The following is a 24,342-nucleotide window of genomic DNA, read 5'->3' as shown; positions in this document are numbered from 1 at the left end:
CAAAAGAAGAAGGAACAGGTCTTGGCATGCTCATGGTTTACAGTACAATCAATAAAGTTAAAGGAATAATTGAAGTCGAAAGTGAAAAAGGCAAAGGTACAATATTTCTTATAACAATTCCTGCTTAAATCTAATTAAATAAAAAGCATTCTTACATTACCTATAAATTGTTAAGGTAAGCACTGCTTGTTACTTGGACTTTTTTCGTGATTATAAACACTTAGGTTTATTTAAGTGCTAAGTGTTTTATCTTTTTTAAACTATCTACACTCCATGTTTGATGTGGTCAACAAATCTAGCATTCAATCTTTGAAAACAACAAACTTCTTCAGCTAAAATATAGACTTGTAGGCAAAACCCCATACCTTAGGACTTTGCCTACAAGCTAATAATATAGTTAAGATTTTCTTGAAGGGATTGATTTAAGACAAGTAAAAATAATCAATTATTCTAAATAAAACACTTCTTTCATCGGTCTAATCGGCTCCGCTTCATTAAAGTCAAAAGACCCTTCCACCATCTTAGAAGTAATCGCATTCCACTTATTACAATCATCACTTTTTGCAATATAGTCAAACGCTGAATCCACATCATCACATTCAAAGCAATAAAAGAATTGGTTTCCATTTTGAAAAATAGAATAGTTTTTTATGCCTGCTTTCCTATGCTCTTCCATGATTTCTGGCCATGGATTAAGGTGTAGCTGTACATACTCTTCTAGCTGATCTTCTTTTATTTTCCAAGTCCATGCGAATTTATTACTAGTGTTCATCAGTATCCCTCCAATTTCTTTAATACATTTAAAAAGAACCGAGCCTACTCTCTTGTCATATGAGAAGATTGTTAGACTCGGCTTTTTTTACTATTTAACTATTAATAAACATCTTTCCATTCAGCAATATTATCAGCATCAAATTTGAATGGGTCTCCAAGCATAATCTGTGTGCCTTCATCATCTTCAACTATTTCTTGGCTACCTAATTCACCTGCTTCAAACGCCTCACCAAGTTCTCCGTTTATCGTTCCTTCAACTAATGCATGTGCAGTATATCCCGCTGCTGCCCCTACATCGATTGGGTTCCATAAGTACATCCATGGAGAAACACCACTCTCAATATAACTAGCCATTTCACTTGGAAGGCCTAAACCTGTTAATTTTACTTTTCCTTCTAGTCCTTTGTCGGTCAATACTTTACCTGCTGCCGCAATCCCAACTGTTGTTGGAGCAATAATTGCTTTTAAATCAGGATATGACTTTAATAATGCTTCTGTTTCAGATACACTCTTATCTCTTAAATCGTCACCGTAAGCGACTTTAACAAGTTCAACCTTTTCATATTCTGGTTTTTCTAGCTCTTTTTTCATCCACTCAATCCAGAGGTTTTGATTTGTTGCTTGTGAAGTAGCACTTAATACAGCAATTTGCCCTTCTCCACCAATCATTTCAGCAACTGCTTCGATTTGAATACGACCAATTCTTTCAGGATTTGCTTGGTTAACATGGAGATCACGACTGTTAGCATTTACAGCTGAATCAACTGATAGTACTTTTATCCCCTGACTCATCGCCTTCTTTAAAACAGGCTCTAATGCGTCTTGGTCATTTCCGGCAATTGCAATTGCCGCTACTTTTTGTGTAATAAGTTGTTCAATGATTTGGATTTGGCCTTCAGCAGTCGGCTGGTCTGGAGAACGTAAGATCACTTCTCCACCAAGTTCTTCTATAGCTGTTTTAAAACCATCCATCATTTTCTCTCCGTATGGATTTCCCGTGTTTTTAAAGATAAATGCGTATTTTGGTTTTCCGCCGCTGTCTTCCCCACCTTCGTCATTTGTGGAAGTTCCACTTTGAGGTGCCCCTTGGCTACAAGCTACTAGTATTGAAGATAGGAATACAATGGATAGGAACATCGATAAAAACTTCTTCATTCTCTTTCTCCCCTTATTGTTTTAAATTTTTATATACATAACAGTTTTAAAAACTGGAGTATAACAATTTGATTATTTTTTCTTAGTAAAATTCGGTAGTTTTATCTTTGGAACTGCAACAGCTAAGATCAGCAATACACCAACAATAATCAGCAGTGTCTGTGCTGGGATATTAATGAGCCCTAGTCCGTATTGAAGGTAGCCAATAATGAACACTGCGATAACTGTACCAATGATTTTTCCTTTTCCACCTGCTGTACTAATGCCACCTAATGCAGCCATAGCAATAACATCTAGTTCATACATGTTCGCTACATTTGGTCTTGTACTTCCCATTCTTGAAGATAAAAATAGTGCTGTTAGACCAGCCATAAGTCCAGCTAACGTAAAGACAATAATTTTCACCTTATCGACTTTCACTCCAGAAAAGCGACTTGCAGTGGGGTTTTTACCCATCGCAAAAATTTGTCGACCAAAAGTTGTTTTATGAAGAATCAATCCAAAAACTATTGCGACGATCACAAATAAAATTAAGATGAACGGGATCCCAAAGATATAGCCCCAACCAAAGAAGCCGAACCATTCGGGGAAGTTTCCTGAGGACTGATCTTCTAAGATAACGTAGGCGATTCCACGATAGAGAATCATTGTCCCTAATGTTACGATTACAGCTGATAACTCTTTAAACTTAACAATTAACATTCCATTTATCAGTCCGCAAAGGGCACCAACAGCCAAACATATTACGATTGCCAATTCCATTGGAACACCTAAGCTGTTATACATCGTTGCCATCACAACAGATGATAAGGCAACGGTTGAACCTACTGATATATCGATGTCTCGAAGAATCATGATCATGGCCATCGGGAACACAATATACGCTTTATCTAAGAAAATCATCGTTCCATCTCGTAAACTAGCATAGTTCAAATAATAAGGTGATAGATTTGCGTTAATGATCGTGACAACAACTAAGATGATAACAAGCATCCATTCCCATTGCAGGAAAAATCCTTTTAGGCTAAATTCATTTTTATCAAGGATATTTCGTTGTATATACCCTTGTTTATCCAGCATTGTTCTCTGTTCCATGGCTTATATTTTCCTCCTCATCAGATTATTTCGATCGACACCTCTTTTAACAAGAGTGTTTATAATAACAGCAACGAGGATAATGAGACCTTGAATACCTGTTTGCCAAAATGGTGATACATTTAATAATGGCAATGCATTATTTAAAATTCCTAATAAAATTGAACCAAGAATAATTCCTGATATTTTCCCAGAACCACCGGCAATACTTACTCCACCGAGAATACATGCCGCGATAACTGTTAGCTCATAGCCTGAAGCTGTATCTCCTTGAGCTGAAGCAAACTTTGACACCCATAACACACCTGAAAGTCCAGCAAATCCCCCCATGATGGTGTAAACAAGCATTAAGATTCGATCTTCCTTGATTCCACTTATTTTAGCTGAATCAGGATTACTACCGACTGCATAGATTTGTCTCCCTGTTCTTGTATGGTTAATAAGGTAGAAAAACAATAGATAAATAATAACGGCAATTACGATTAAATTATTAATACCAAGAGTAGTACCAGTTGCAATGGAGACAAAACTCTTAGGCATTTGATAAGAACTTATCCATTCACCACCACTAATCTTGAACGTAATTCCTCTAAAGATATTCATCATCGCTAGTGTTGCAATGATAGGCAAAAGGCCAATCTTAGCAATTAATACTCCATTAATTGCTCCACAGAACATACCAATTAATGTGCCTAATAAAATAATAAGAACAGGATTCAGGTCTTGATACGTACTAACGACTTGTGCAGCAACCATCCCTGAGATGGCTATTGTGGACCCAATTGATAAATCTATTCCTCTTGTAATTAATACAAGCATCATCCCAAGTGCCAAAATACTTAAGATGGCTGTATTTGTCATCATGTCATTAATGTTTTCCCCACTTAAAAAGCTTGGGTTACGTAACTGTACTGCTAACGATAGGATGATGATAAAACCTAATAATCCTAATTCCCTAAATTTATAAATATTTGATAGCTTTGATGTTTTTTCCACTTGAGACTGTAGTTGTGTTGGGTTCTCTATGACATTTTCAGGCATGCTCTTCACCTCGTTTGTTTAAAGTCTACTATTAACCTACTTCTTTCCCCTTTATATCACTCATTGCAGCTTCTAAAATAACTTCCTGTGTGGCATCCTCTTTGTTTAGTACCCTTGTGATTCTGCCTTCTCGCATCACAACAATTCTATCGCTCATTCCTAATATTTCAGGCATTTCTGATGAGATCATAATAATTCCATAGCCTCCAGCTGCTAAATCATTTATGATTTCATAAATTGCTGACTTTGCACCGACATCAACACCTTTTGTTGGTTCATCAAGAATAATGATATCCAGGTCTGCTGTAAGTAGTTTTGCAACAGCTACTTTTTGTTGATTTCCACCAGACAGTGAGCTTACTAAGTCAAAAATACTGTTTGCTTTGACGTTTACTTTTTCTGCTAACTTCTTTGCGATCGAGGACTCTTTTTTATTATTTAACCAACCTTTACTAGACAGTTCCTTCAACGCTGGTAAAGTAATATTTCTTCCAATTCCCCAATCTAAAACCAACCCTTGTAATTGACGATCTTCTGGTAAATAGCCAATTCCTAAGTTCATTGCAGCTTTTGGATCTTTCAAGTTTATCTTTTGTCCCTTTAAATAAACTTCTCCTCTTTCATAGGAAGTAATCCCAAAAAGAGACTGACAGACTTCCGTTCTACCAGCTCCAACTAGACCTGTTAATCCTAGGATTTCACCTTTATGAAGTGTAAAGGAAATGTCTGCATAGTAACCCACTTTCCCAAGGCCATTAACCTCTAGTAATTTTTCGCCAATTTTAGCTTTTTTGTTCGGAAACACCTGAGTTATTTCTCGACCTACCATCGCAACGATAAGCTTATCGTTTGTTATTTCATTTACTCCCCAAGAGCCAATATACTTAGAATCTCTGAGCACAGTCACTTGACTTGCTAGTCTATACATATCTTCGAATCGATGAGAAATAAAAATAATCGATGCGCCTTGATCACGTAACCGTTCTGTAATTTTATAGAGTTCTTCACTCTCTCTCGCCGTTAACGCTGCTGTTGGTTCATCCATAATGATGATTTTTGCATTTGTTGAAATTGCTTTTGCAATTTCGACGATTTGCTGTTGTGCCACACTTAGGGCTCCCATTTCTGTTTTTGGATCAATTGAAGATCCTAAATCTCGTAAAATACTTTTTGCTTCAGTGTGCATGTCTTTCCATCGTAATCTCTTCGTCCCTTTTTGGACCTTTTCATGTCCCATAAAGATATTTTCAGTGACACTTAAATCAGGATAGTTCGTAACATGCTGATAAATCGCTGCTATTCCCATTTTTTGAGCATCTTTTGGATTATCGAATTGCACCTTTTCACTATTTAAATACATATCACCTGAATTGGGTGAATGGACACCAGTTATAACCTTGATAAATGTGGATTTCCCTGCACCATTTTCGCCCATCAACGCATGTATTTCTCCTGCTTTTAATTTAAAATGAACATTATCGAGAGCCTTTACACCTGGAAATTCCTTTGTTATCCCTCTTAGTTCAAGAACATACTCTGACATGTTTTCACTCCTAACACTTTGTTTTGGATACTTACTTTGTGGCTATATATGAATCTTAATAAAAAATGAACGATATTAAGAATGCGCTTACATACATCTTAATGAATGATGGGTATTTATTGTAGGAGACGATTTTCGGTTTAGGGTGAAAATTTTCTGATATTTCAAAATAAAACAAAAAAACTCCCTAGTAAAGGAAGTTAAATTTGTTCTAATTTCATTCTCTCTTTATATTTTGAAGGGACTTCTCCATAATGTTTCTTAAATAACTTACTGAAATATTTCGTATCTGTGTAACCGACTTTAACCGATATATCATAAATTTTTAAGTCAGTAGTTAGCAAGAGTTCTCTTGCTTTTTCAATTCGAATTCGGGTTACATAATCAAGAACAGTTTCCCCAGTTTGGCTTTTATAGTATTCACAAAAATAAGTTGGATTCATATATACTTGACTTGCTATCTTATGAATTGTTACGTTTTGGTCAAGATGATTTACGATCCACTTTTTAGCAATATCAATATGATCGATGTTTTGAGTTTCAGTTTTTCTTTCTAAAATGTCTAGTACCTTTTTGGTCCATTCAAATACTCCATTTTTTAATTCTATTAGATTAGCCATTTTCTTGGTTAAGCCAAACACTTCTTGGATAAGTGGAAATTCATCTTTTCCTTGGGTATTTTTTATCATGTAATTGATGATTTGAATACCTAATAAGTGTAGCGATTGCTCGATTTCTTTAGGTGATTCTAACGTTTCGATCATATTCAAAAAATTAGATATTTCTCGCTTTGTTCTTTCTTGATTCATACTATCTAAAGAAAAAATTATTTTATTAATTTTATTTTCTACTTCTTTATTATCCCGTCCACCTTTTTTTTCTTTCCACTTCTCGATAATAGAATTCGAAAAGATTTGATTTCCTCCATAAAGTAAGCGGAATTGAATAAAGGTTAGGAGCTCGTCCTTTACACTTGATAATAGAGTGAGATCTCCGATTTTCTGACTAACTGCAATTGAACACGTTAATGGTGTAAACTGTTTAATATTTGACTTTAATTCTTCTGCAAATTGAACACTAATTTCCTGAAATAATTCAACTTTGTCATCCCGAACATGGAGTAGTAACCAAAAGGATAAATCGTCTCCTTTCCATTTCCAAGCTTGAATTGAAGAGTGTTTTAGTTTATTCATCATTTCATCAGATATGTTCTCAATAGCAAATGTCCAAGCATTCCAATCTTCTTTATGAAATGACTTCGCCTTACTCACAAGATTATCCATACTTACGTACAATAGGAGGTAATCCCCAGTCGGAAAGTCCTTCGTCCATTCTAGAAGTGAAAGGTCAATATCTTTTTGCCATGTTATTTGGCTTAGTTTTTGAGTATGCTTTATATATGAGAGCTGAGAAGCTTTTAATTCAATTTCTTCTATATGTTGAAACTCGTCCCATTGAGTCATGATTTTTTCCCTGATCTTCTTTAATTGTACTTTAAATTCATCACGATCAATCGGCTTAATCATATAATCACTAGCACCTTCACGCATGGCTGTTTGAAGAAATTGAAAATCATCAAAACCACTAATAACCATTGCATGAAAAGATTTTGTTTTCTTCATTTCTTTTATTAGTGTTAATCCGTCCATCCCTGGCATTTTTACATCGGTGATTAATAGGTCAAACGAAAGCTCTGTTTGTTGAAAAGCTAATAAACATTCATTCCCACTGCTAAAACTTCCGACGATTTCCCAGTCGTCATCACATGATAAAACTAATCGTTCAATCCCACGTCTAAGTCTTGCTTCATCATCTACAATAACAGTTCTTATTTTTTTAAGCATGCTCCCCACCTCCATTTACATTGTTTACTTCAGATCTCGTTAAAGCGGGTATTTTGACGATCACCTCAGTGCCTTTGTTATATTCACTATTCACTTGTAGTCCATAAGTTTCTCCAAAGATCATTGCAATCCTTGCATGTACATTTATTAGACCAAACTTTGAATCTCTTCTTGCCATTGGGTTTGTTTTCAAAGTCTCATTTAAATTTGTTAGAATGTTTTCTTCGATTCCTGGTCCATTATCCTTTACACGTACTATTAATTCGTCTCTTTCATTTTTACTAATTGAAATATCAATTACACATTTGTGATGTTGCTCAAGGCCATATTTTATTGCGTTTTCTATAATAGGCTGCAAAATGAATTTTGGTGTATAGTATAGGTTTGTATCTATATCTTCAAAAATCGTAAAATCGATTCGATCTTCAAACCTGAATTTTTGGATGGTTAAATAATCATTCATATGCATCACTTCTAAAGAAATAGGAACTAACTTTTCTTTATTGTTAAGCGAATACCTTAACATTCTGCCTAGCAATGTAACCATTTTAACAACCGCATCTTTTTCCCCTTCTTCAACTGCATACCCAATGGTTTCTAACGTATTGTACATAAAGTGTGGATTGATTTGTGATTGAAGAGCATAGAGTTCTGCATCCTTTTGTCGTAATTCGATTTGATAATTCTTTTTTATTAATTGGTTAATTTCTTGAATCATCGAATTAAAGCTATTGGCCAGTATTCCGACTTCATCCTTTGTATCAATTGGGAGATCTACATTGAAGTTTCCTTTTTCAACTTGTTTCATTAATTTCGTAAGTTTATTAAGTGGGTTTGAAACATTCCAAGCTAGAATAATAGATATGATTGTACTGAGTAAAGCAAATCCAATAAACACGATGATGGTTCCATTCCGAACAACATCCGTTTCTTTTGTTAGGTCACTTAATGGAATCCTATGAAATAAATACCACTCAGATTCTTGAAGCTTATCCATGCTAATTAGTTGGTTGTCCTCATGTTCAGTTGTCCGAAAACTTCCATTTATTTGTGGATAATCTACAAATTCATTATCAAGATCTCCTATTGAATGAGGTTCTGTATGAAAAATAATCCGACCACTTTGATCCGTTAACCAAATTTTTGACTTTTGGTCTTGATCCAGACTTTTTAAAGCCTTTTCAAAGAAAGTTAACTCAACAGCAATAAAGATCGTTCCAAGGTTCTCTTGGTTCTCATAATCTCTTAATTGCCTCATCAATAGAATAAAAGGAGGATCCCCTCTAAATGTTAGATTTGTTTGATATGGAAGGATGATCTCTTCTTTACCTTTCAAATCGAGATCCTGCCCATATGGTAAGGGGAAAGTTTGCATATCAAAACCAGTAAACGGAGTTTTCGTACTAGTAAATAACCTATTTTTAGAGAGGATGAAAACACCCAATATATCTGTATTACCACCATTAATATACGTTCTTGATAAATAGCCGTTAACTAAAAATTCATCCTTTAACAAGTTCGATTTACTTTGATACGAGTCCTGTCTTAGCACTTCAATTACTTGTGATGAATTGTATAATGAATCTGGAAGCTGTTTTAACTCGTTAATTTGGTTATTTATGTTTTCATTTGCTTGCTCTAATAATTTCGGAATGTATTCCCCGACTTGCTCTTCTATTGATTTTGTATATTGACTGTAAGCAATGTAACCTAATAATGAGATGGGAATGACAGTTAGTAGTAAATAGGTGATCATGAGCTTTGTCATTAGTTTATAATTTCTTAACTTAAACCTTTTAAAAATCATATTGATCAACATTTTCCCTTGTAAAGTCAATTGGTTCGCCCATTATGACCATATCATCAATCATTCGGATTTTGCCTACTCCTGGAATTTCTTGATTATCATAAGGCAATGAACCCGTTAGTATATTTTTACTAAGTGATACTGTTAAATAACCTAGCTTTTTCGGACTCCATAATGTGATGACTTGTGCTGATCCATCCTTTAAGTACTCATTCATTGGATTAGGTGAAGATAAACCGACTACTGCTATTTCTCCTGATTTACCTGCTTCCATAACAGCTTGTGCAGCTGCGGGAGGGCCAACTGACGAATTTCCAATAATACCCTTCAAATCTGGATAATCATTTAGTAGTTGTTGGGCAATGACATATGCTTTATGCGGGTCATCATCTGTTGCTGAAATATCTACTAGTTTCATATTCGGATAGTATTCCTCCTGTTGTGTTTGTATCCACTTCAGCCATTCATTTAAATTAGATGCAGAATGTGCACCAGTCATAATCGCAAATTCGCCTTCTTCACCTACATTCCAAGCAAGGGTATCCATTAAATGTCTGCCCAATGTTTCCGGATTCACCATATTAATAAAAAACTCCCTACCTTCTGGAAGTGTATCTGCATCCCAAGTAATTACCCTAATTTGATTTCGTTGTGCCTTTTTTAAAATAGGGATCAATTTTTCAGGATCATTTGCTGATATGGCAATGACATCTACTTCTTCATTTTCAATAAGATCATTTATTATCTTTATTTGCTGAGTTGAGTCAGCAATACTAGGTCCTTTGTAAATAACATTAACCCCTAAATCTTTTCCAGCTTCAATAGCACCTTCTTCTATTGCATTGAAATAAGGGATATTGATTACTTTAGGTATGATTGCTATTGTGTATTCTTTTACCTCTTGACTTTCATTCTCTGGTTGTAATGGTTCATTAGAGTAGACAACTTTGTATTCGTTATTGTTTGGTAACGAAGGGCTGCAACCGCTTACAATCAATAAAAATATTTGATACCAGAGTATCTTCTTTAACATCTTCTGCCCCCTTTTAAAAGTACTATTTGACTACTCTAGTTGTATTTTCCCATAAATATATTACTTAAAGCATAACATATGTTTATTTCCCTTTTATTATCTTTATTTGCTATTAGATATATAATTCACACTAACTCACCTATAAAATACCGATAATTAAAGATTCCTATTATAAGGAGAGAACTATATCATAGACTCTGCCGATGAAAACACAGCACTATGCAAAGTATTAAAGATTTATCATTTACCATTGTGTTTTTATTTTATAAAGTACATAATGAAAAATTCTTTGGAAGGCTATATTCGCTTTAAAAATCCCAAAAGAGCTGTAATAATGGAGCAGATCCTGTGACTATAGTAACGATAATCATGTTCTTGTCTCCACAATAGCTACTCAAATAAGCCCTATTTAAAATGTGTTTTCATTTACCAAATTATACATTAAATTCTATAAAGGTTTTAACATGATTTTCCTTTAATATAGAACTTATCCCGAAAATCCTCCCCCTTATCCGAAGTTTATCTACTTTCCTGAAAATTGCAACTATTATAAAATCATTATAGAAAATATAAAAATTTACAATTATATAAAATGACTAATCCTTATGAATATGGACTTCTCAACTTCTTAAATGTGCAGGCTATCATTTATTACTGCAAATTTGAAAGCGTTATCAACTATTTCTCCTAAAAAGGAAAAGTTAGATTAGGGTAATTTGAATCAACTATAGATACAACCAGTATCATCTACTGTTTTGTATAAATTTTACTCATGAAGAAAGGGGAGAGATAGTTTTCATCTACTAATCTGGTAAAGAGGAGTAGATGAAATGGACATCCAATACATTCAGAGAGGAGGAAATGAATTATTACTTTAAAAAATGTTTAAATATGTACTATATTGAAGGAGGACATGATGAATAATTCGCACGTAATATTTTCTAAAAATATATTAAGTATAACCCTAATAATACTTCTTATGGTAAGTATGGTAATAAGTAGCCTAAGTCCCTCAGCTTCTGCTAAAAATAATAAGTCATTCGAAGTAACTAACCTCATGGTTGACTACACCAAAACACCTATAGGGACAGATGTAGAAAAGCCGAGTTTTAGTTGGCAAATGAGTACTGAGTCTGGAAGTCGTGGGGATTTACAGACTGCCTATCAAATCGTGATCAAAGACTCAAAAAACAAGATAGTTTGGGATACAAAAAAGGTTAATAGTGATGTCTCGCTTGGCATTCAATATGCAGGCAACGAATTAAAAGCAACCACAAGGTATAACTGGACTGTGACAGTTTGGGATCAAAGCGGCAAAACCTCATCGTCAAATTCATGGTTTGAAACTGGTCTTATGAACCCCGATCCAAATTTGTCTGCATGGGACGGCGCAACCTGGATTGGGGGCGGAAATGACGACCTAGTATTTTATTCTCATTACCTGTCGGTTTTCAATGTAAAGTATACGCTAGGACTGGACAAAAGCTCCACCAAAGCAGGCTTTGTATTGAATGCAAATGATAGTCGCATGATGGATAAAAATAAGAACATTTACCAGATTGAAAATGGTAAAAATGAGAGTTATGTTAAGTTTGAACTAGATGTTTCGGATGTTGATGGTACTTCCACAGGTCTTGCAAAATTAAAGGTCTATCGTGTAGGCTTTGTAGAAAGTGACTCGTCTAGTAAACCGTTTAGTACTGTCGAGATTCCACAAACATTGATCAACAACGACAATAAGAACAAACCACACGATTTCCATATTTGGGGCACCTTTGGGGCATACCAAGTATTTATAGACGGTACGAACACTGCAACTAACAGGGTGTTCAATGGAGTCCTCAACCCAGTGGGCAATAATCATGATTATCTTACTCATGTGGGAATGTTAGCCGATATTGGATTTTCGGTGGATGCTGGACAAACCGCGTCTTTTAAAAACGTCGAAGTGAACCACAGACGAAGTCCTTCCAATACGCTGTTTAAAGAAGAGTTGACAACAGACGTTTACAGTGGTATCTATTCAGACGCCGTAAATAACGTGGATTCAGGGCTCAAGATAAACAACGGTGCTTATGTAGTAGATGGCGGTACCAATGGGGCCTTAATAGTGGCGGATCCAAGCCGCAACTCGATGCCGATGCTTCGTACAGAATTTACAAATGATGATAAGAAGATTGAAAGCGCTCGCGTGTATGCCACTGCTCGCGGTGTCTATGAAATGTACATCAACGGTGAACGGGTTGGGGAAGACTATTTTAACCCTGGCTATACACAATACAACCTCACTCACATGTACCAAACTTATGATGTTACAGATATGATCAAGAAAGGAGACAACGCTATTGGAGCGATGTTAGGAGAGGGATGGTGGAGTGGACTCCTTAACTATGGTTCAAACTGGAATTACTTTGGTGACCGCCAGTCTCTGTTAGCAAAGTTGGTTATTACGTATAAAGACGGTACAAATAAAGTGGTCACCACTAATCCAACTGACTGGAAATACAATAACGATGGTCCAGTGCGTTACGGAAGTTTCTTCATGGGAGAGACTTATGACGCTACTAAGGAATCTGCGATTAATGGTTGGAACAATACAGCTTATAATGACAGCGAGTGGAAAAGTGCTGTTGAAGTTCCTCTTGATAAGTCTACAACTTGGAATGGCTATAATTATGACAAAATGCAGCTCATTGGTCAGATTGGTGAAAACGCCAGCGCTGTAAAAACGCTAACGGCTAAAAATGTGACTGAAATTCGCCCTGGTGTCTATGTTTATGACATGGGTCAAAACATGGTCGGAGTTCCAAAAATTACGATCAAAGACGGTACTGCAGGTAATAAGATCACAATGAGAGTCGCAGAAGTGTTATATCCAGATCTACCAGAATCTAGAGAAAACGTTGGTATGATCATGCAGGAAAACCTACGTGCAGCATTGAACCAAGATACTTACATCTCTAAGGAAGGCAGTCAGGTTATCAAACCTCGTTTCACCTTCCATGGCTACCGTTATATCGAGATTACTGGAATTGATGAGGCTCTTCCCTTGGAGGCAGTGCAAGGTGTAGTTATTAGTTCGATCAAAGATTTAGACTCAAGCTATAAAACATCAAACCCTACAGTTAATAAGCTTTGGGAAAATATTACATGGTCGATGCGGGGTAACTTCCTCTCCATTCCTACTGACACTCCTGCGCGTAATGAGCGTATGGGTTGGGGTGGTGACATTTCAGTGTTCTCCCGTACCGCAACTTATCTTGACAATGTGAATCAATTCTTCAATCGACATATGATCGCTAATCGTGATAATCAGAGTGCTGCAGGTAGGTTTCCCGATGTTGCACCGGTCGGTCCAGGATTCGGTGGTCTTCTCTGGGGTAGCGCAGGAATGACAGTTCCTTGGGAGGCATACCAACAGTATGGCGACGTAAGTTTATTGAAAGAGCATTATGACGCTATGAAAAAATATATCTCCTACTTGGATTCAACGGTCAACCCAACTACAGGCCTAGTATCCGATAGCAGGTTAGGGGACTGGCTTAGCCCAGAAAACAATAAAACTGGGAATGATATAATTGTTACTGCCTATCATGTATATGATTTGTGGATTATGGCTAAAACCGCTGAAGCACTTGGAGAAACTGCGGATGCTGCAGGCTATTGGAAAGACTATAAAGATCGTAAGGCTTTCTTTAATACAAAATTTGTAGATGTAAAAACTAAAAAAACAATCAAGCCTGCTGGGATCATCTCCGACACCCAGGCTTCCTATGCTGTACCATTGGCACTTGATGTCTTCAGCGATGAGAATATTCCTTATGCCGCAGACCACCTAGCTGCTGCAGTTATGCGTGAAAACACTGATGACACAGGAGTAACACGTCCTCCGTATTCACTAATGACAGGATTTATAGGTACAGCCTCGATAAGTCAGGCACTGTCTGAAAATGGATACAATGATGTCGCTTATCGCTTATTACAGCAAACATCTTATCCATCATGGTTGTATTCTGTGAAAAATGGCGCAACTACGATTTGGGAACGACTAAATTCTTACACTGTCGAAGATGGTTTCGGTGGTAACAACAGTATGAATTCCTTTAATCACTATTCCTTCGGAGCCGTAGGTGCTTGGATGTATAATCAGTCACTCGGTATTCAGCGAGATCCGAATAATCCTGGCTTTAAGCACTTTATCCTCCAGCCTACTCCAGATCCAGATGGTGTAATGACTTGGGCTGAAGGTCACTATGATTCTATGTATGGCAGAATAAACAGTGCATGGAAAGTTAAAAATGGTACTTTCACTTATAGCGCGACTGTGCCGGCAAATACAACTGCTACTGTTTATATCCCATCCAACAATGTTAAAACTATCAAAGAAGGTGGCCAGCCAATTGCTGAGGCTGAAGGAGTTACGTTTGTAGAGTTTAAAGATGGCAAAGCAGTCTATGAACTTGAGGCAGGAAATTATGATTTCCGTTCTATTATTGCAGGTTCTAAAAAGTAGTTTTAAAGAAGACCCAATCTTAGTTTTTTTATTGTAGTATTTTCTATCTATCAAGAAATGTAAACACTAACAATATGGAACTGAGATAAGGAAAACACCTTACCTCAGTTCCTCTATGAGTCTATATTTTACAATTTTTATATCATATATTAAAAGAACAAAAGCGCAAGCGCCTTGAACAGCCTTAGGCATAGCATAAGGCGATTATAAATAGAAGGTGTTCTTTGCCTTAAATTTATAATTGACTTATGACCTCGAGGGGCTAGGCGCTGGAGCTGGATTCAGAAACGTTATCCACAGTACAAGAATTTTATAATTTCCTAAACAACAATGAAAAGCTTGGCTCCATTTCAGCCAAGCTTTCCATGTCTTCAGAGAACTTATGTGTATTAGTACCCTCTTCTCCACCACGAAGAACTTGAATCATTTTATGACTACTACAACCAACTGTCGAGAAGAGTAAAACAATAGATAGTAGGATTGATAAAGCATTTTCCTTCATATCTTTCACTCACAAAAGAAATTCCACGTGCTGTAAGTAAAGAATGGCCAACGATGAATCCACCTTTCAGCTTTTCATACTCACCACCGGAGCACCATGATAAATAACTGGACTAACTGAAGTAGTATTTATGAAGAACAAAAAATTCTTATTGATAATGAGCACTAGGGTTACGATAAGTATAAAAGTATAAAAGTATAAAATAAAGTTGGTTATAATCTTAAAATCTAAAATAGTATGATAAATTACTCCTCCGTACGCTGCTTACCCATTTCTGTAACCGCAAACTTTCGAATCATTGTTTTAATGTTTTCGACTTTACGGAATCGTAACGCTGACCAATCTTCGTCGATCGCAACCTGACGTACGGGTTCGTAGCCTTCAGATGCTAGCAGAGTTGCAACACTTTCACGGCTGCAGTCTGAACCTTTGTAAGTTTTTGAAGACTTTTTCGGGTAGCAAAGCCAGAACAAACCGTCTTCAGTTACATAGCGTTCAACACCTTTCGCTGCCGTTTGAAGCTCCTCATTCGTGGTCCCAAAAACTTGTACAAAATCATAGCTCTCAATCGTAGCCTGTTGATGGACCTCCCCCTCAAACGCAGCGATGACTTCATTATAAGCAGTAGGTGCTTGAACAATTAAGACTGGTTGCCCTTTATCTTTAAATTGCAGTTTTTTTATAATTGGCTGTGTTTCTGACATCGTAATCATTCCCTTCCTGTCTGGATAGCCTTTACAGCTTTAAATTCTATATCATCTCTTCTTTTTCCTATCGACATATTAATCTATTTATTAATGTTAAAAATTTACTAAGGGCTCTACAGCTTGATAGGCCACATACAAGGATTGCACCAAAAACAAGGCACCCCAGAACATGGCAGGTATGCTTGTATAATGCGCCAAGCTAGTTGCATCCCCTGCTTCTTTCCTTTTCAAAACACTCAAGATGAAAATTTGAAATGCAGATAAAACTGACTGAGTTAACAGGACGGCGGTTAAGAAATAGGCAACGAAAGTCTGTAAAAAAAGAGGACCATTATACACAGTCCACCAACACAAGACGACAAACGAAAGAAGCCAAACAATCCCATAGAGGTTTCGTATCCAGAGGATCAGGTTCACCAGAGCGATTGCGAGGAATCCATAAAGAATCCACACTATCTGACCTCTATGTAGGAAATAAACACAAAGATAAGCAACCAATGAAGAACAAGTATAACCCGCATATGCGGTAACCACACTTGAAAACCATCCACGTTGGCCTGTCACCGCTTCGCCTTCAGTGTTCATAAACAGCTTAATCGAATACACCTTCCCCTTCAAAAGTAAGGCCGCAATTGCATGACCATTTTCATGAACCAATGTATTGATTACCGTTACATAACGACCAATAAATGGTACAAATGAAATCACATAAGCAACTACTATATATATAAGTAAAGAATCAACCATTTTTTCTCCCCCACGAGGACTGGTTACTGCCCAATTATTCTATAGTCTATTTTAACTAAAATTTGAAGAGATTAAACGATTTGAGGTGTTAAACCTCCAAAATCACTAGATATCCTAATTTTTAAAGCACTAAACTTACTCTTTTCGATCTATAAATTAAAATGGTTATTCATCGTGATCCTGCCCTGCTACATTTTTTAATAAAATTTAGGTTAACGCCTATCAATCTTTCCCCTAGTCCAACATTAAATAAAGAAAAGGATTATAGATTGAATTTGATGTAGGGATGGATGGAAATGGCAAAAAGCAATCGAGGAAAAACATTGAAGAGAATATCTGCAAAAGCAGGAAGAATATATAGAGGAACTTGTCCTTTGTGTCCGAGAACGGGAGTTAAGTTGCTTTATCCATATCGGGATGAGAATAATAAGTTGATGCAGGTTTGTAAGCATTGTAGGGGGAAATAAAGTGTAGCCAAATTAGGAGTTGATAATTCGGGTGTTTGTGTTTTGGGCTCCTAGTGTTATTCAGTTAAGCTCGTGCTTTTGCTTGAATCTTTTTCTACTTGCTATTTCGACTGATAAATACACGAGCCTGGAATCCTTGAAACGGACTGACTTGATTATGAACCTAAATTGGTTTATTATAACAGTATTAACATATACTAAAAAGACGATTGGTGCTGATACACCAACCGCCTTCCTTGTTGCAGCTACTCCGCAGTGTAAAGCGCGGTGGCTGAGGCAGTAAAGCAAAGACTAGTTCACTACCTTCTTCCAATGACAGGGTGGGCTAGTCATTTTTTTTGTCGTTGTTTCTTGCTACAACGATAATTGAAACAACCAAAGCTGCGAATGCGATCATTGTATCTAATTCGTCTCTTGTAACGTACACGGCATCACCCCCATTCTTCCTCGGGAGTAACCACCGCTACCCTACCCTGCATTGTAGCTACCATAATTATATCAAATAAAACTACCAATTATTTCATATAATATTGTTTTTGAAAAGAATCGATTTTAACTTTTCTTTACTCTCATTAAGGAAGGCGAAGTCAAAAAAAAAATACAAAAAAAGAGCCCCTTTTTAGACTTCAAAATTCTTTTCTATTCTGTTCACTCAAAATTCTAGTTTTGCATTTTTCTCTATTAATAAATCAGTATCGAACTTGAAAGTATCAAGTTTTTCATTTGTTGCATTTAATCGTACATCTATCCTTTGCATGTCTCTTCTGTATTCTTCTTTAAATTCTGTAAAATCTTGCTGGAGTTTTTTTTAGATATTTAGTTTCTTTAGTCTTTCTATGAAACGATCAGTTAGCTCTCAAGGTGGGATCTCTTTCACACAAGAAAAGTCTTAACCCTTTTCGAACAAGGATTAAGACCTTCTGATCTCTTTGATTTTAGTAGGACATTGTCAAATCAGCCATAACAGGATAATGATCGCTTGGGAATTGGCCATTTTTATTATAGTCTAAAATTTCAATTGTTTTCGTTAAGAGGTCTCCTTTTCCAAGAATCCAATCAATACGTCTATCTGGTCCTCCACCAGTCGGATCCTTAAAACCATTAAATGTTCCAAGATTTTCATTACTTCTATTTTGGGCAGTTTCCCATAAATCATCAAATGCTCCGTCACTAGTGAGCGTTTGGTGTGGAAGACTATCAGGACTAGTATTAAAATCCCCTGTTAATACAATAGGTAGCTCCGCATCAAATGCTTTTATTTTTTCTAAAATTAAATCTGCACTCTTCTCTCTTGCTTCTGCAGATTGATGGTCAAAATGAGTGTTCACCACATAAAATTGTTGATTGCTCTGTTTATCAAGAAATTTCGCCCATGTTACCATACGTGGAATTGAGTTCCCCCAGGACTTGGATCCAATCACATTTGGTGTATCTGATAGCCAAAAATGGTCATACTCTAAAGGAGAATAGCGGTTTTCATTATAGAAAATAGCTGAGTATTCCCCTTTATTTCCTCCCTCACGCCCTAAACCGATCCATTCGTAATCTGGCAAACTAGCACCCAGATCCTTAAGTTGTTGATATAAAACTTCCTGAGTTCCAATAATATCTGGTCGTTCCATTCGAATGAGTTTTTTAATTTCCGGAACTCTTTCTGCCCATGTATGTGGCGAAGGATCACTGTTATTTAAATACCTTAAATTATAAGTCATTACCTTTAAATCTACCTCAGATGCTTGTCCTGATTTTTCTAAAGCGAACACATTTGACGTACCTGAAAACATGCTACTTACCAAAACAACTACCATTGTCAACAGTAAAACAGGATTTAACACTTTTCTCATCTTAAATTTCCCTCCTCGTATGTATTACAAATAAAGCATAACGTTCCTATGTTAACTATTTGTTAAAGAAAGGATAAAAAAGTAACCAATGGTAGGTAAAGAATAGAAAGTCTGTATAATCAAGGATTTAATCGTAAAAAACATGCTATTTGTATGAGAGAAACAAGAACTTTTGTAAATTTTCTTGGTGAATTTCTCCTATTAAACTTTGCAATTTTTTCATAATGTTATTAACGTTTACTTTATTTTAATCAATATGTAATGATCTGGTTTCATCTCACATCGTTAGCAGGCACTTATGAGGGATACAGAAATATCTATTTATTGACACAAAATCAAACGATACGGGACGTATTCTTAAGAGCGTTTACTGCCGAAATAGAACATGCGGTTAGATTTGGATTTTTAAGAACTCTCTAAATTAGAAAATGCCTATCACCCCTCGTGATATGTCGATTAGTTTTCGACAAATAAACGAGGGGTGCAGGCACAGCATCTTAAGTGTATACCTATGTCTTTCCAAAACTAAACGAACACAATCATCTATTAACCATGTAAATATTCCGACCAAAAATCATCCGCAAAGTTTTAATGATTGACTGCCATCATTTATTTCTTGACTTTATTAACCTTGTTTTTTACTTGGTTAAACACAACAGTTGAATCCCAGACATTTAACCCAAATTGTCCTTTTATATAGGTTTGGTCGCTTGTGTCAATAACAAGCTCATCATCTAAATAAGCCTTAATGTTTTCGTCTGCAGTCACTACTTCGAGATGATAGTTTTTATTTGCATGCAGATTTAGTTTTCCATCATTGTTATAAGACACAAGGTCGTGGCCCACACCGTTCACAAACTTGATTAGTTTAACAGCATTATTTTTCACATCAACATTGACAACATACGAGTTTTTCCCTTTAGAATCTGAGCGAAAAACTAATCCTCCTGCACCGACTAAGTTATGAACTGTATCCTTATTAGGATCATTCGGATGTGAGTCAGTATCAAGAACTTTAATGTCTGCTTCATACTTAAAATCGCTTCCTGCTTCATCCGATAAATTGAAGGCATCTCCACTACTTTGTCCCTGTTTTCCATCAATTGTATCAGCCCAATTACCATTTACAGATGTCCAACCATTTAGTTTTGATTTGAAATCGCTTTTTTTCCAGATACTTTTTACAGGATAGATAGTTAAGGATTTCAATGTACTATTTCCATCCTTACTGTAAATCTTTACGTCTTTACTTGTTGGGCTAGGAAAAATTTGATCGGTAATTACCGTCTCTCCATTGTTTCCAAACACTTCTACCGCAGACCGATCTACAAAAATATGCATCTTTACAGTTCCATCTGACACAGATAGTGGAGCTTCATGCATCTCAACGACATTATTGCCGTAATCAAAGAGATCAGAATTCGTTCGGTCAACAAATAATTGCTTGTTCGCAACTTGGTATCCTATTTTTGTATACTCATCATTAGATCCTTTGCGAACTTCAAAGCCAAATTCAGTTGCCGATGTTTTAGAAACATCAAATTCCGCAATCATTTCAAAAGTATCTCCCGAAAAATCATCGAGAAGATTATTGTTAGTTGAAACAACTTTATTTTCATAAGACACTTTATTGCTATTGTCACGAATGGAATTGATCGAAACCGGCGTTTGTTTTAGACGCAACCCATCTTCTGTTTGAGTCAGTTCCATCTTACGTGGTAAAGTCGTTGAACTTCTCCATGATGATGTTGGTGTATTGTTAGCGTATTGCCAGTTACTCATCCATCCTAGCCAATATTTTTCACCACTCTCACCCTCAATTCCACTCCATTCTACCGCTGCGTAGAAATCTGCTCCATAATCAGTCCATAACACCTGATCAGAAGAATTCTCATTTTCAAACGTTTTTCCGTCAAAATCGCCAACAAAATATTGCATACCAGACCCACCAGCAGGTGCTCCATCATTTATACTTACTTGTAACACCCACTTTGTTTTTGTAGGATCACCATCAACTGGTAATTCAACTAAAGCAGGACATTCCCAAATACCACCGTTATTGCCGTGAGTTGATGGGATCCATTCTCCTGAAACTGCAGACCATTCTGTAAGGGTTCCACTGTGCTTGACTGCTTCATCTTCCACAGGTTCTTTTGCAACATTGTCAACTTCTGTTGGCATAGGACCTTCATTATAAGCATGGAAATCATCAATATTTATATGCCCCCAGCCACCCTTAGCTAGATCAACCACTTTAATATATAGTACTTCACCGATATACTGAGAAGCATCCCATACGTATCTGTTATACTTTTCATCATTAAATTTTGTATTCGCCTGGCGGATTAATTCTTTGTTATCAGAGGCTCTCACTAGTGATACATAGCGATTGCTACTATCATTACCACCGCCTAATAAGAAGTTTATTTCACCTGTACCATCTAGCTTAAAGTAGGAGGAATGCAGTTCACCTGTTGCATCATCTCCATTGTGAAGGTCAGAAAATCCCCATAAATGTTTGTTTCCTTCATGGCCAAATGGACCACCCCAATATGATGTAGCTTCTGTCACATGATCATTTGTAAAAGCATTACCTTCAACTACTTTCCAACCTGTTAAATCTCCTGTTTCGAAATCATGGTTTATGATTTCTTTTTCGTTCGTTTTGATGTTCTTATTTAATTGAACGTCTTGAAAAGTCGTTGAGGAATTCCAAATGTTCAATCCTAAATAACCTGATTCATACGTTGTGTCATTTATGTCATGAATAAGCTGACCATCTACATCTACTTTTATGTTTTCACCGTAGGTACTAACCTTTAAATGGTAGGTTTTATCTGGATCAAGACTCATCGCTTTTTCAGCTAAAACTTCTATCTTTCCGTTATCAATTTTCATTAATTTCACAGCATCATTCAACACATCAATATTTGCTATATAGCCATTCAATACATCAGCATCTGCTCGGAAAACGAGTGAACCTGCCCCATTTCCTCCTTGATCTCCAGAAATATTGATGTTCGCTTCATAAAGGAAATCATCTGCCATTTGACCACTCATAATAAAAGCGTCATCCGTTGCGCTCCCACTTTTCCCATTTAACGTATCTTCCCAAGAGCCATTTACAACCGTCCATTTAGACAAATTTGTCGAAAAATTTGATTTATTATCAAATTCAACATTTCTAAAAGTTGCTGTAGAATTCCATGCTGACAATCCATAGTAACCGCTTTCAAAAGATGGATCAGTTGCTTCAATAACAGATTTATCGTTAACGGAAACTTGCATTTGATCTCCAACTACATCTACCTTTACATGGTAGGTCGTTGAGGTTTTTAGAGTTAACGGTTTTTGAGCAATTTCTATCTTTTCACCATCGATATTTTTACTTAAAGTTACAATATCGTTTTTTGCATCTAGGTTGGCAATATATCCGTTCTTCGCACGCTTGTCAGCGCGAAAAACAAGACCGCCTGCGCCTTCTCGCCCATTCTTTTCGTTAAGGGTGATGTCGCCTTCATAACTAAACGATCCACCTGTTTGCGTAGACATAGCGTAAGAGGTGCTATCAAGACTATTTGCTTGGATCCCACCATCTTGACCGAATTCACTAGCAAACTCCCAATCTTTTAAATTGGGTGAATTATAAAACATAATTTTATCCTTTGCAGCTAACGACATAACCCATTGGTTTGAGTCTTCATGCCAAAATACTTTTGGATCACGCCAATCTGGTATTGGAGGATTAGGCATAACCGGATTACCTTCATACTTTTCCCACGTTCTTCCTTTATCAAGGCTGTATGCGAGACTTTGTACTTGCCCTTTTTCCCCTGCATGAGTGAAGATGGCAACCATTGCTTCCTTTCCAAATCCTGCTGTATTGTTCCAATCAATCACAGCACTTCCTGAGAAAATCTGACCATTTTCATCAGGTGATAACGCAATCGGTAAATGCTCCCAATGAACAAGATCCTTACTTATAGCATGACCCCAATGCATCGGCCCCCACGTTGTCCCATATGGATGATACTGATAAAACAAATGATATTCACCCTCGTAATAAACCATCCCATTTGGATCATTCATCCAGTTTGCTTCAGGGGAAAAATGAAATTGATTACGATAGGGTTCATCATAATACCCAGGGTCTTCTGCAAATACACTAGATAAAGGTAAACAAAAGACAGTAAAACAAATTAGGAGCATACTAATCTTTTTTTTCACTTTTTCACATCCCTTTTAATAGTTTAAAGCCATTTTTTAATTTTACTTGATGAAAATTAAGCTGCACTACTTCCTCTTAAACGATCTAATAAAACGGCTGCTACAATTACCCCACCCTTTACAACTAACTGCCAATAATAATTAACATCCATAAGTGTTAATCCGTTACTAATTACACCCATGATTAACACCCCGATGATCGTTCCTTGTACTCTACCCTTTCCTCCGGTTAAACTGGTTCCACCTAAAATAACCGCAGCAATGGCATCTAATTCATACATTTGTCCTGCAGTTGGCTGGCCAGAATACAATCTTCCTGCTAAGACGACACCACCTAAACCAGCTAATAAGCCACTAATGGAATAAACGTTTATTAATGACTTTTCAACCTTGATCCCTGTTAAGCGTGCTGCTTCTTCATTTCCGCCAATTGCATAGATATGGCGACCAAACATCGTATACTTCAAAATAAAAAACATCACTACATACACCAAAAGCATGATATAGATCGGAGTGGGTATTCCTAAAATAGCCCCGCCACCAATGAATTTAAAGGTTTCATTTTGTAAAACAATTGGATACCCCCCACTGATGACATAAGCAAGACCACGGACATATGTAAAGCTTCCTAACGTGACGATAAATGCTGGTAATTTCGCTTTTGCTGTTAAAAAGCCATTTATAAGTCCTACAGCATAACCTACAGCTACACCTGATAACATCGCTAGAATTGGGTTAACTCCTGCAGCAGAAACCATCACTGATATAACACCAGATAGAGCAACTGTGGATCCTACTGATAAATCGATACCCCCTGTTAAAATAACCATTGTCATTCCTGCAGCTAGTATCGCAATAATTGAAACCTGCTTTAATACATTAAACATATTGGCTGCATCCAAGAAGTTAGGTGCTGCGAACGAAAGGACAACACATAATAATAATAGAATCATAATCATCCCTAAACGATTCCATAAATCATGAAGGATATTTCCGACCTGCAGGCTTTGCGATGGTGAAGCTGATTGAGCATTTGCCTTCAT

General features: G+C 36.5%; 17 protein-coding genes and 1 pseudogene. 3 read left to right on the top strand and 15 right to left on the bottom strand.

Annotated elements, in window-relative coordinates:
* Positions 1–128 (top strand): ATP-binding protein (locus ACFFIX_RS24525; protein WP_378938776.1); only part of this gene is annotated, 128 nt, incomplete at its 5' end.
* Between the two features lie 317 nt (positions 129–445).
* Here ACFFIX_RS24525 and ACFFIX_RS24520 read toward each other — a convergent pair.
* The 8 genes from ACFFIX_RS24520 to ACFFIX_RS24485 form a co-directional block, all read right to left on the bottom strand.
* Positions 446–772: an L-rhamnose mutarotase gene (locus tag ACFFIX_RS24520; protein ID WP_378938770.1), complete on the bottom strand. Its 327-nt coding sequence runs from the start codon at positions 770–772 to the stop codon at positions 446–448.
* A gap of 101 nt (positions 773–873) precedes the next feature.
* Entirely contained in the window at positions 874–1,929 is a 1,056-nt protein-coding gene (gene rhaS, locus ACFFIX_RS24515) for a rhamnose ABC transporter substrate-binding protein (protein ID WP_378938768.1), read from the bottom strand.
* 72 nt (positions 1,930–2,001) lie between these two features.
* Complete coding sequence (locus tag ACFFIX_RS24510; protein WP_378938766.1) at positions 2,002–3,024, bottom strand: ABC transporter permease; 1,023 nt, start codon at positions 3,022–3,024, stop codon at positions 2,002–2,004.
* A 3-nt stretch (positions 3,025–3,027) separates the two neighbouring features.
* Positions 3,028–4,065, bottom strand: a complete 1,038-nt coding sequence (locus ACFFIX_RS24505; protein WP_378938764.1) for an ABC transporter permease — start codon at positions 4,063–4,065, stop codon at positions 3,028–3,030.
* Positions 4,066–4,096: 31 nt separating this feature from the next.
* A complete protein-coding gene (locus tag ACFFIX_RS24500; RefSeq protein WP_378938762.1) occupies positions 4,097–5,608 on the bottom strand; it encodes a sugar ABC transporter ATP-binding protein in 1,512 nt (503 codons plus the stop codon).
* 200 nt (positions 5,609–5,808) lie between these two features.
* Positions 5,809–7,452, bottom strand: coding sequence for a response regulator transcription factor (locus tag ACFFIX_RS24495; protein WP_378938760.1), 1,644 nt, complete (start codon positions 7,450–7,452; stop codon positions 5,809–5,811).
* Positions 7,445–9,220, bottom strand: coding sequence for a cache domain-containing sensor histidine kinase (locus tag ACFFIX_RS24490; protein ID WP_378938758.1), 1,776 nt, complete (start codon positions 9,218–9,220; stop codon positions 7,445–7,447). The genes ACFFIX_RS24495 and ACFFIX_RS24490 overlap by 8 nt, the downstream gene beginning before the upstream one ends.
* A gap of 28 nt (positions 9,221–9,248) precedes the next feature.
* Positions 9,249–10,292, bottom strand: coding sequence for an autoinducer 2 ABC transporter substrate-binding protein (locus ACFFIX_RS24485; RefSeq protein WP_378938756.1), 1,044 nt, complete (start codon positions 10,290–10,292; stop codon positions 9,249–9,251).
* Positions 10,293–11,208: 916 nt separating this feature from the next.
* On the opposite strand from ACFFIX_RS24485, the gene ACFFIX_RS24480 reads away from it, so the two are divergent.
* The gene (locus ACFFIX_RS24480; protein WP_378938755.1) at positions 11,209–14,805 is read left to right on the top strand and encodes a family 78 glycoside hydrolase catalytic domain; all 3,597 of its coding nucleotides are present in this window, start codon (positions 11,209–11,211) and stop codon (positions 14,803–14,805) included.
* A gap of 310 nt (positions 14,806–15,115) precedes the next feature.
* Here the strand turns inward: ACFFIX_RS24480 and ACFFIX_RS24475 are convergent, their stop codons facing one another.
* From ACFFIX_RS24475 to ACFFIX_RS24465, 3 genes are all read right to left on the bottom strand, one after another.
* Positions 15,116–15,307, bottom strand: a complete 192-nt coding sequence (locus ACFFIX_RS24475; protein ID WP_378938752.1) for a hypothetical protein — start codon at positions 15,305–15,307, stop codon at positions 15,116–15,118.
* 245 nt (positions 15,308–15,552) lie between these two features.
* Complete coding sequence (locus ACFFIX_RS24470) at positions 15,553–16,011, bottom strand: DUF3052 domain-containing protein (RefSeq protein WP_378938750.1); 459 nt, start codon at positions 16,009–16,011, stop codon at positions 15,553–15,555.
* A gap of 96 nt (positions 16,012–16,107) precedes the next feature.
* Complete coding sequence (locus ACFFIX_RS24465; RefSeq protein ID WP_378938748.1) at positions 16,108–16,761, bottom strand: M50 family metallopeptidase; 654 nt, start codon at positions 16,759–16,761, stop codon at positions 16,108–16,110.
* Between the two features lie 290 nt (positions 16,762–17,051).
* On the opposite strand from ACFFIX_RS24465, the gene ACFFIX_RS28020 reads away from it, so the two are divergent.
* Positions 17,052–17,228 (top strand): hypothetical protein, encoded by a 177-nt coding sequence (locus ACFFIX_RS28020; protein WP_512700177.1) that lies wholly within the window; start codon positions 17,052–17,054, stop codon positions 17,226–17,228.
* A 935-nt stretch (positions 17,229–18,163) separates the two neighbouring features.
* Here the strand turns inward: ACFFIX_RS28020 and ACFFIX_RS24460 are convergent.
* The 4 genes and pseudogenes from ACFFIX_RS24460 to ACFFIX_RS24445 all read right to left on the bottom strand — a co-directional run bounded on the left by ACFFIX_RS24460 (position 18,164) and on the right by ACFFIX_RS24445 (position 24,342).
* The gene (locus ACFFIX_RS24460; RefSeq protein ID WP_378938746.1) at positions 18,164–19,072 is read right to left on the bottom strand and encodes an endonuclease/exonuclease/phosphatase family protein; all 909 of its coding nucleotides are present in this window, start codon (positions 19,070–19,072) and stop codon (positions 18,164–18,166) included.
* Positions 19,073–19,681: 609 nt separating this feature from the next.
* Positions 19,682–21,253: a glycoside hydrolase family 32 protein gene (locus tag ACFFIX_RS24455; protein WP_378938774.1), complete on the bottom strand. Its 1,572-nt coding sequence runs from the start codon at positions 21,251–21,253 to the stop codon at positions 19,682–19,684.
* A gap of 1,407 nt (positions 21,254–22,660) precedes the next feature.
* Positions 22,661–23,281 (bottom strand): annotated as a pseudogene (locus ACFFIX_RS24450) (glycoside hydrolase family 32 protein); the annotation flags it as partial.
* Positions 23,282–23,355: 74 nt separating this feature from the next.
* Positions 23,356–24,342, bottom strand: a complete 987-nt coding sequence (locus tag ACFFIX_RS24445) for an ABC transporter permease (RefSeq protein WP_378938744.1) — start codon at positions 24,340–24,342, stop codon at positions 23,356–23,358.

The organism is Metabacillus herbersteinensis (assembly GCF_042433335.1).
GTDB lineage: Bacteria > Bacillota > Bacilli > Bacillales > Bacillaceae > Metabacillus > Metabacillus herbersteinensis.
Note: the sequence above shows the minus strand (reverse complement) of the source record. Positions and strands in the feature narration are given on the sequence as shown.

Bases quoted from the DNA above. Each gene is read 5' to 3' on its own strand.
- ACFFIX_RS24520 (WP_378938770.1), bottom strand. From the start codon at position 772: ATGAACACTAGTAATAAATTCGCATGGACTTGGAAAATAAAAGAAGAT.
- rhaS (WP_378938768.1), bottom strand. From the start codon at position 1,929: ATGAAGAAGTTTTTATCGATGTTCCTATCCATTGTATTCCTATCTTCA.
- ACFFIX_RS24510 (WP_378938766.1), bottom strand. From the start codon at position 3,024: ATGGAACAGAGAACAATGCTGGATAAACAAGGGTATATACAACGAAAT.
- ACFFIX_RS24505 (WP_378938764.1), bottom strand. From the start codon at position 4,065: ATGCCTGAAAATGTCATAGAGAACCCAACACAACTACAGTCTCAAGTG.
- ACFFIX_RS24500 (WP_378938762.1), bottom strand. From the start codon at position 5,608: ATGTCAGAGTATGTTCTTGAACTAAGAGGGATAACAAAGGAATTTCCA.
- ACFFIX_RS24495 (WP_378938760.1), bottom strand. From the start codon at position 7,452: ATGCTTAAAAAAATAAGAACTGTTATTGTAGATGATGAAGCAAGACTT.
- ACFFIX_RS24490 (WP_378938758.1), bottom strand. From the start codon at position 9,220: ATGACAAAGCTCATGATCACCTATTTACTACTAACTGTCATTCCCATC.
- ACFFIX_RS24485 (WP_378938756.1), bottom strand. From the start codon at position 10,292: ATGTTAAAGAAGATACTCTGGTATCAAATATTTTTATTGATTGTAAGC.
- ACFFIX_RS24480 (WP_378938755.1), top strand. From the start codon at position 11,209: ATGAATAATTCGCACGTAATATTTTCTAAAAATATATTAAGTATAACC.
- ACFFIX_RS24475 (WP_378938752.1), bottom strand. From the start codon at position 15,307: ATGAAGGAAAATGCTTTATCAATCCTACTATCTATTGTTTTACTCTTC.
- ACFFIX_RS24470 (WP_378938750.1), bottom strand. From the start codon at position 16,011: ATGTCAGAAACACAGCCAATTATAAAAAAACTGCAATTTAAAGATAAA.
- ACFFIX_RS24465 (WP_378938748.1), bottom strand. From the start codon at position 16,761: ATGGTTGATTCTTTACTTATATATATAGTAGTTGCTTATGTGATTTCA.
- ACFFIX_RS28020 (WP_512700177.1), top strand. From the start codon at position 17,052: ATGGAAATGGCAAAAAGCAATCGAGGAAAAACATTGAAGAGAATATCT.
- ACFFIX_RS24460 (WP_378938746.1), bottom strand. From the start codon at position 19,072: ATGAGAAAAGTGTTAAATCCTGTTTTACTGTTGACAATGGTAGTTGTT.
- ACFFIX_RS24455 (WP_378938774.1), bottom strand. From the start codon at position 21,253: ATGCCAACAGAAGTTGACAATGTTGCAAAAGAACCTGTGGAAGATGAA.
- ACFFIX_RS24445 (WP_378938744.1), bottom strand. From the start codon at position 24,342: ATGAAGGCAAATGCTCAATCAGCTTCACCATCGCAAAGCCTGCAGGTC.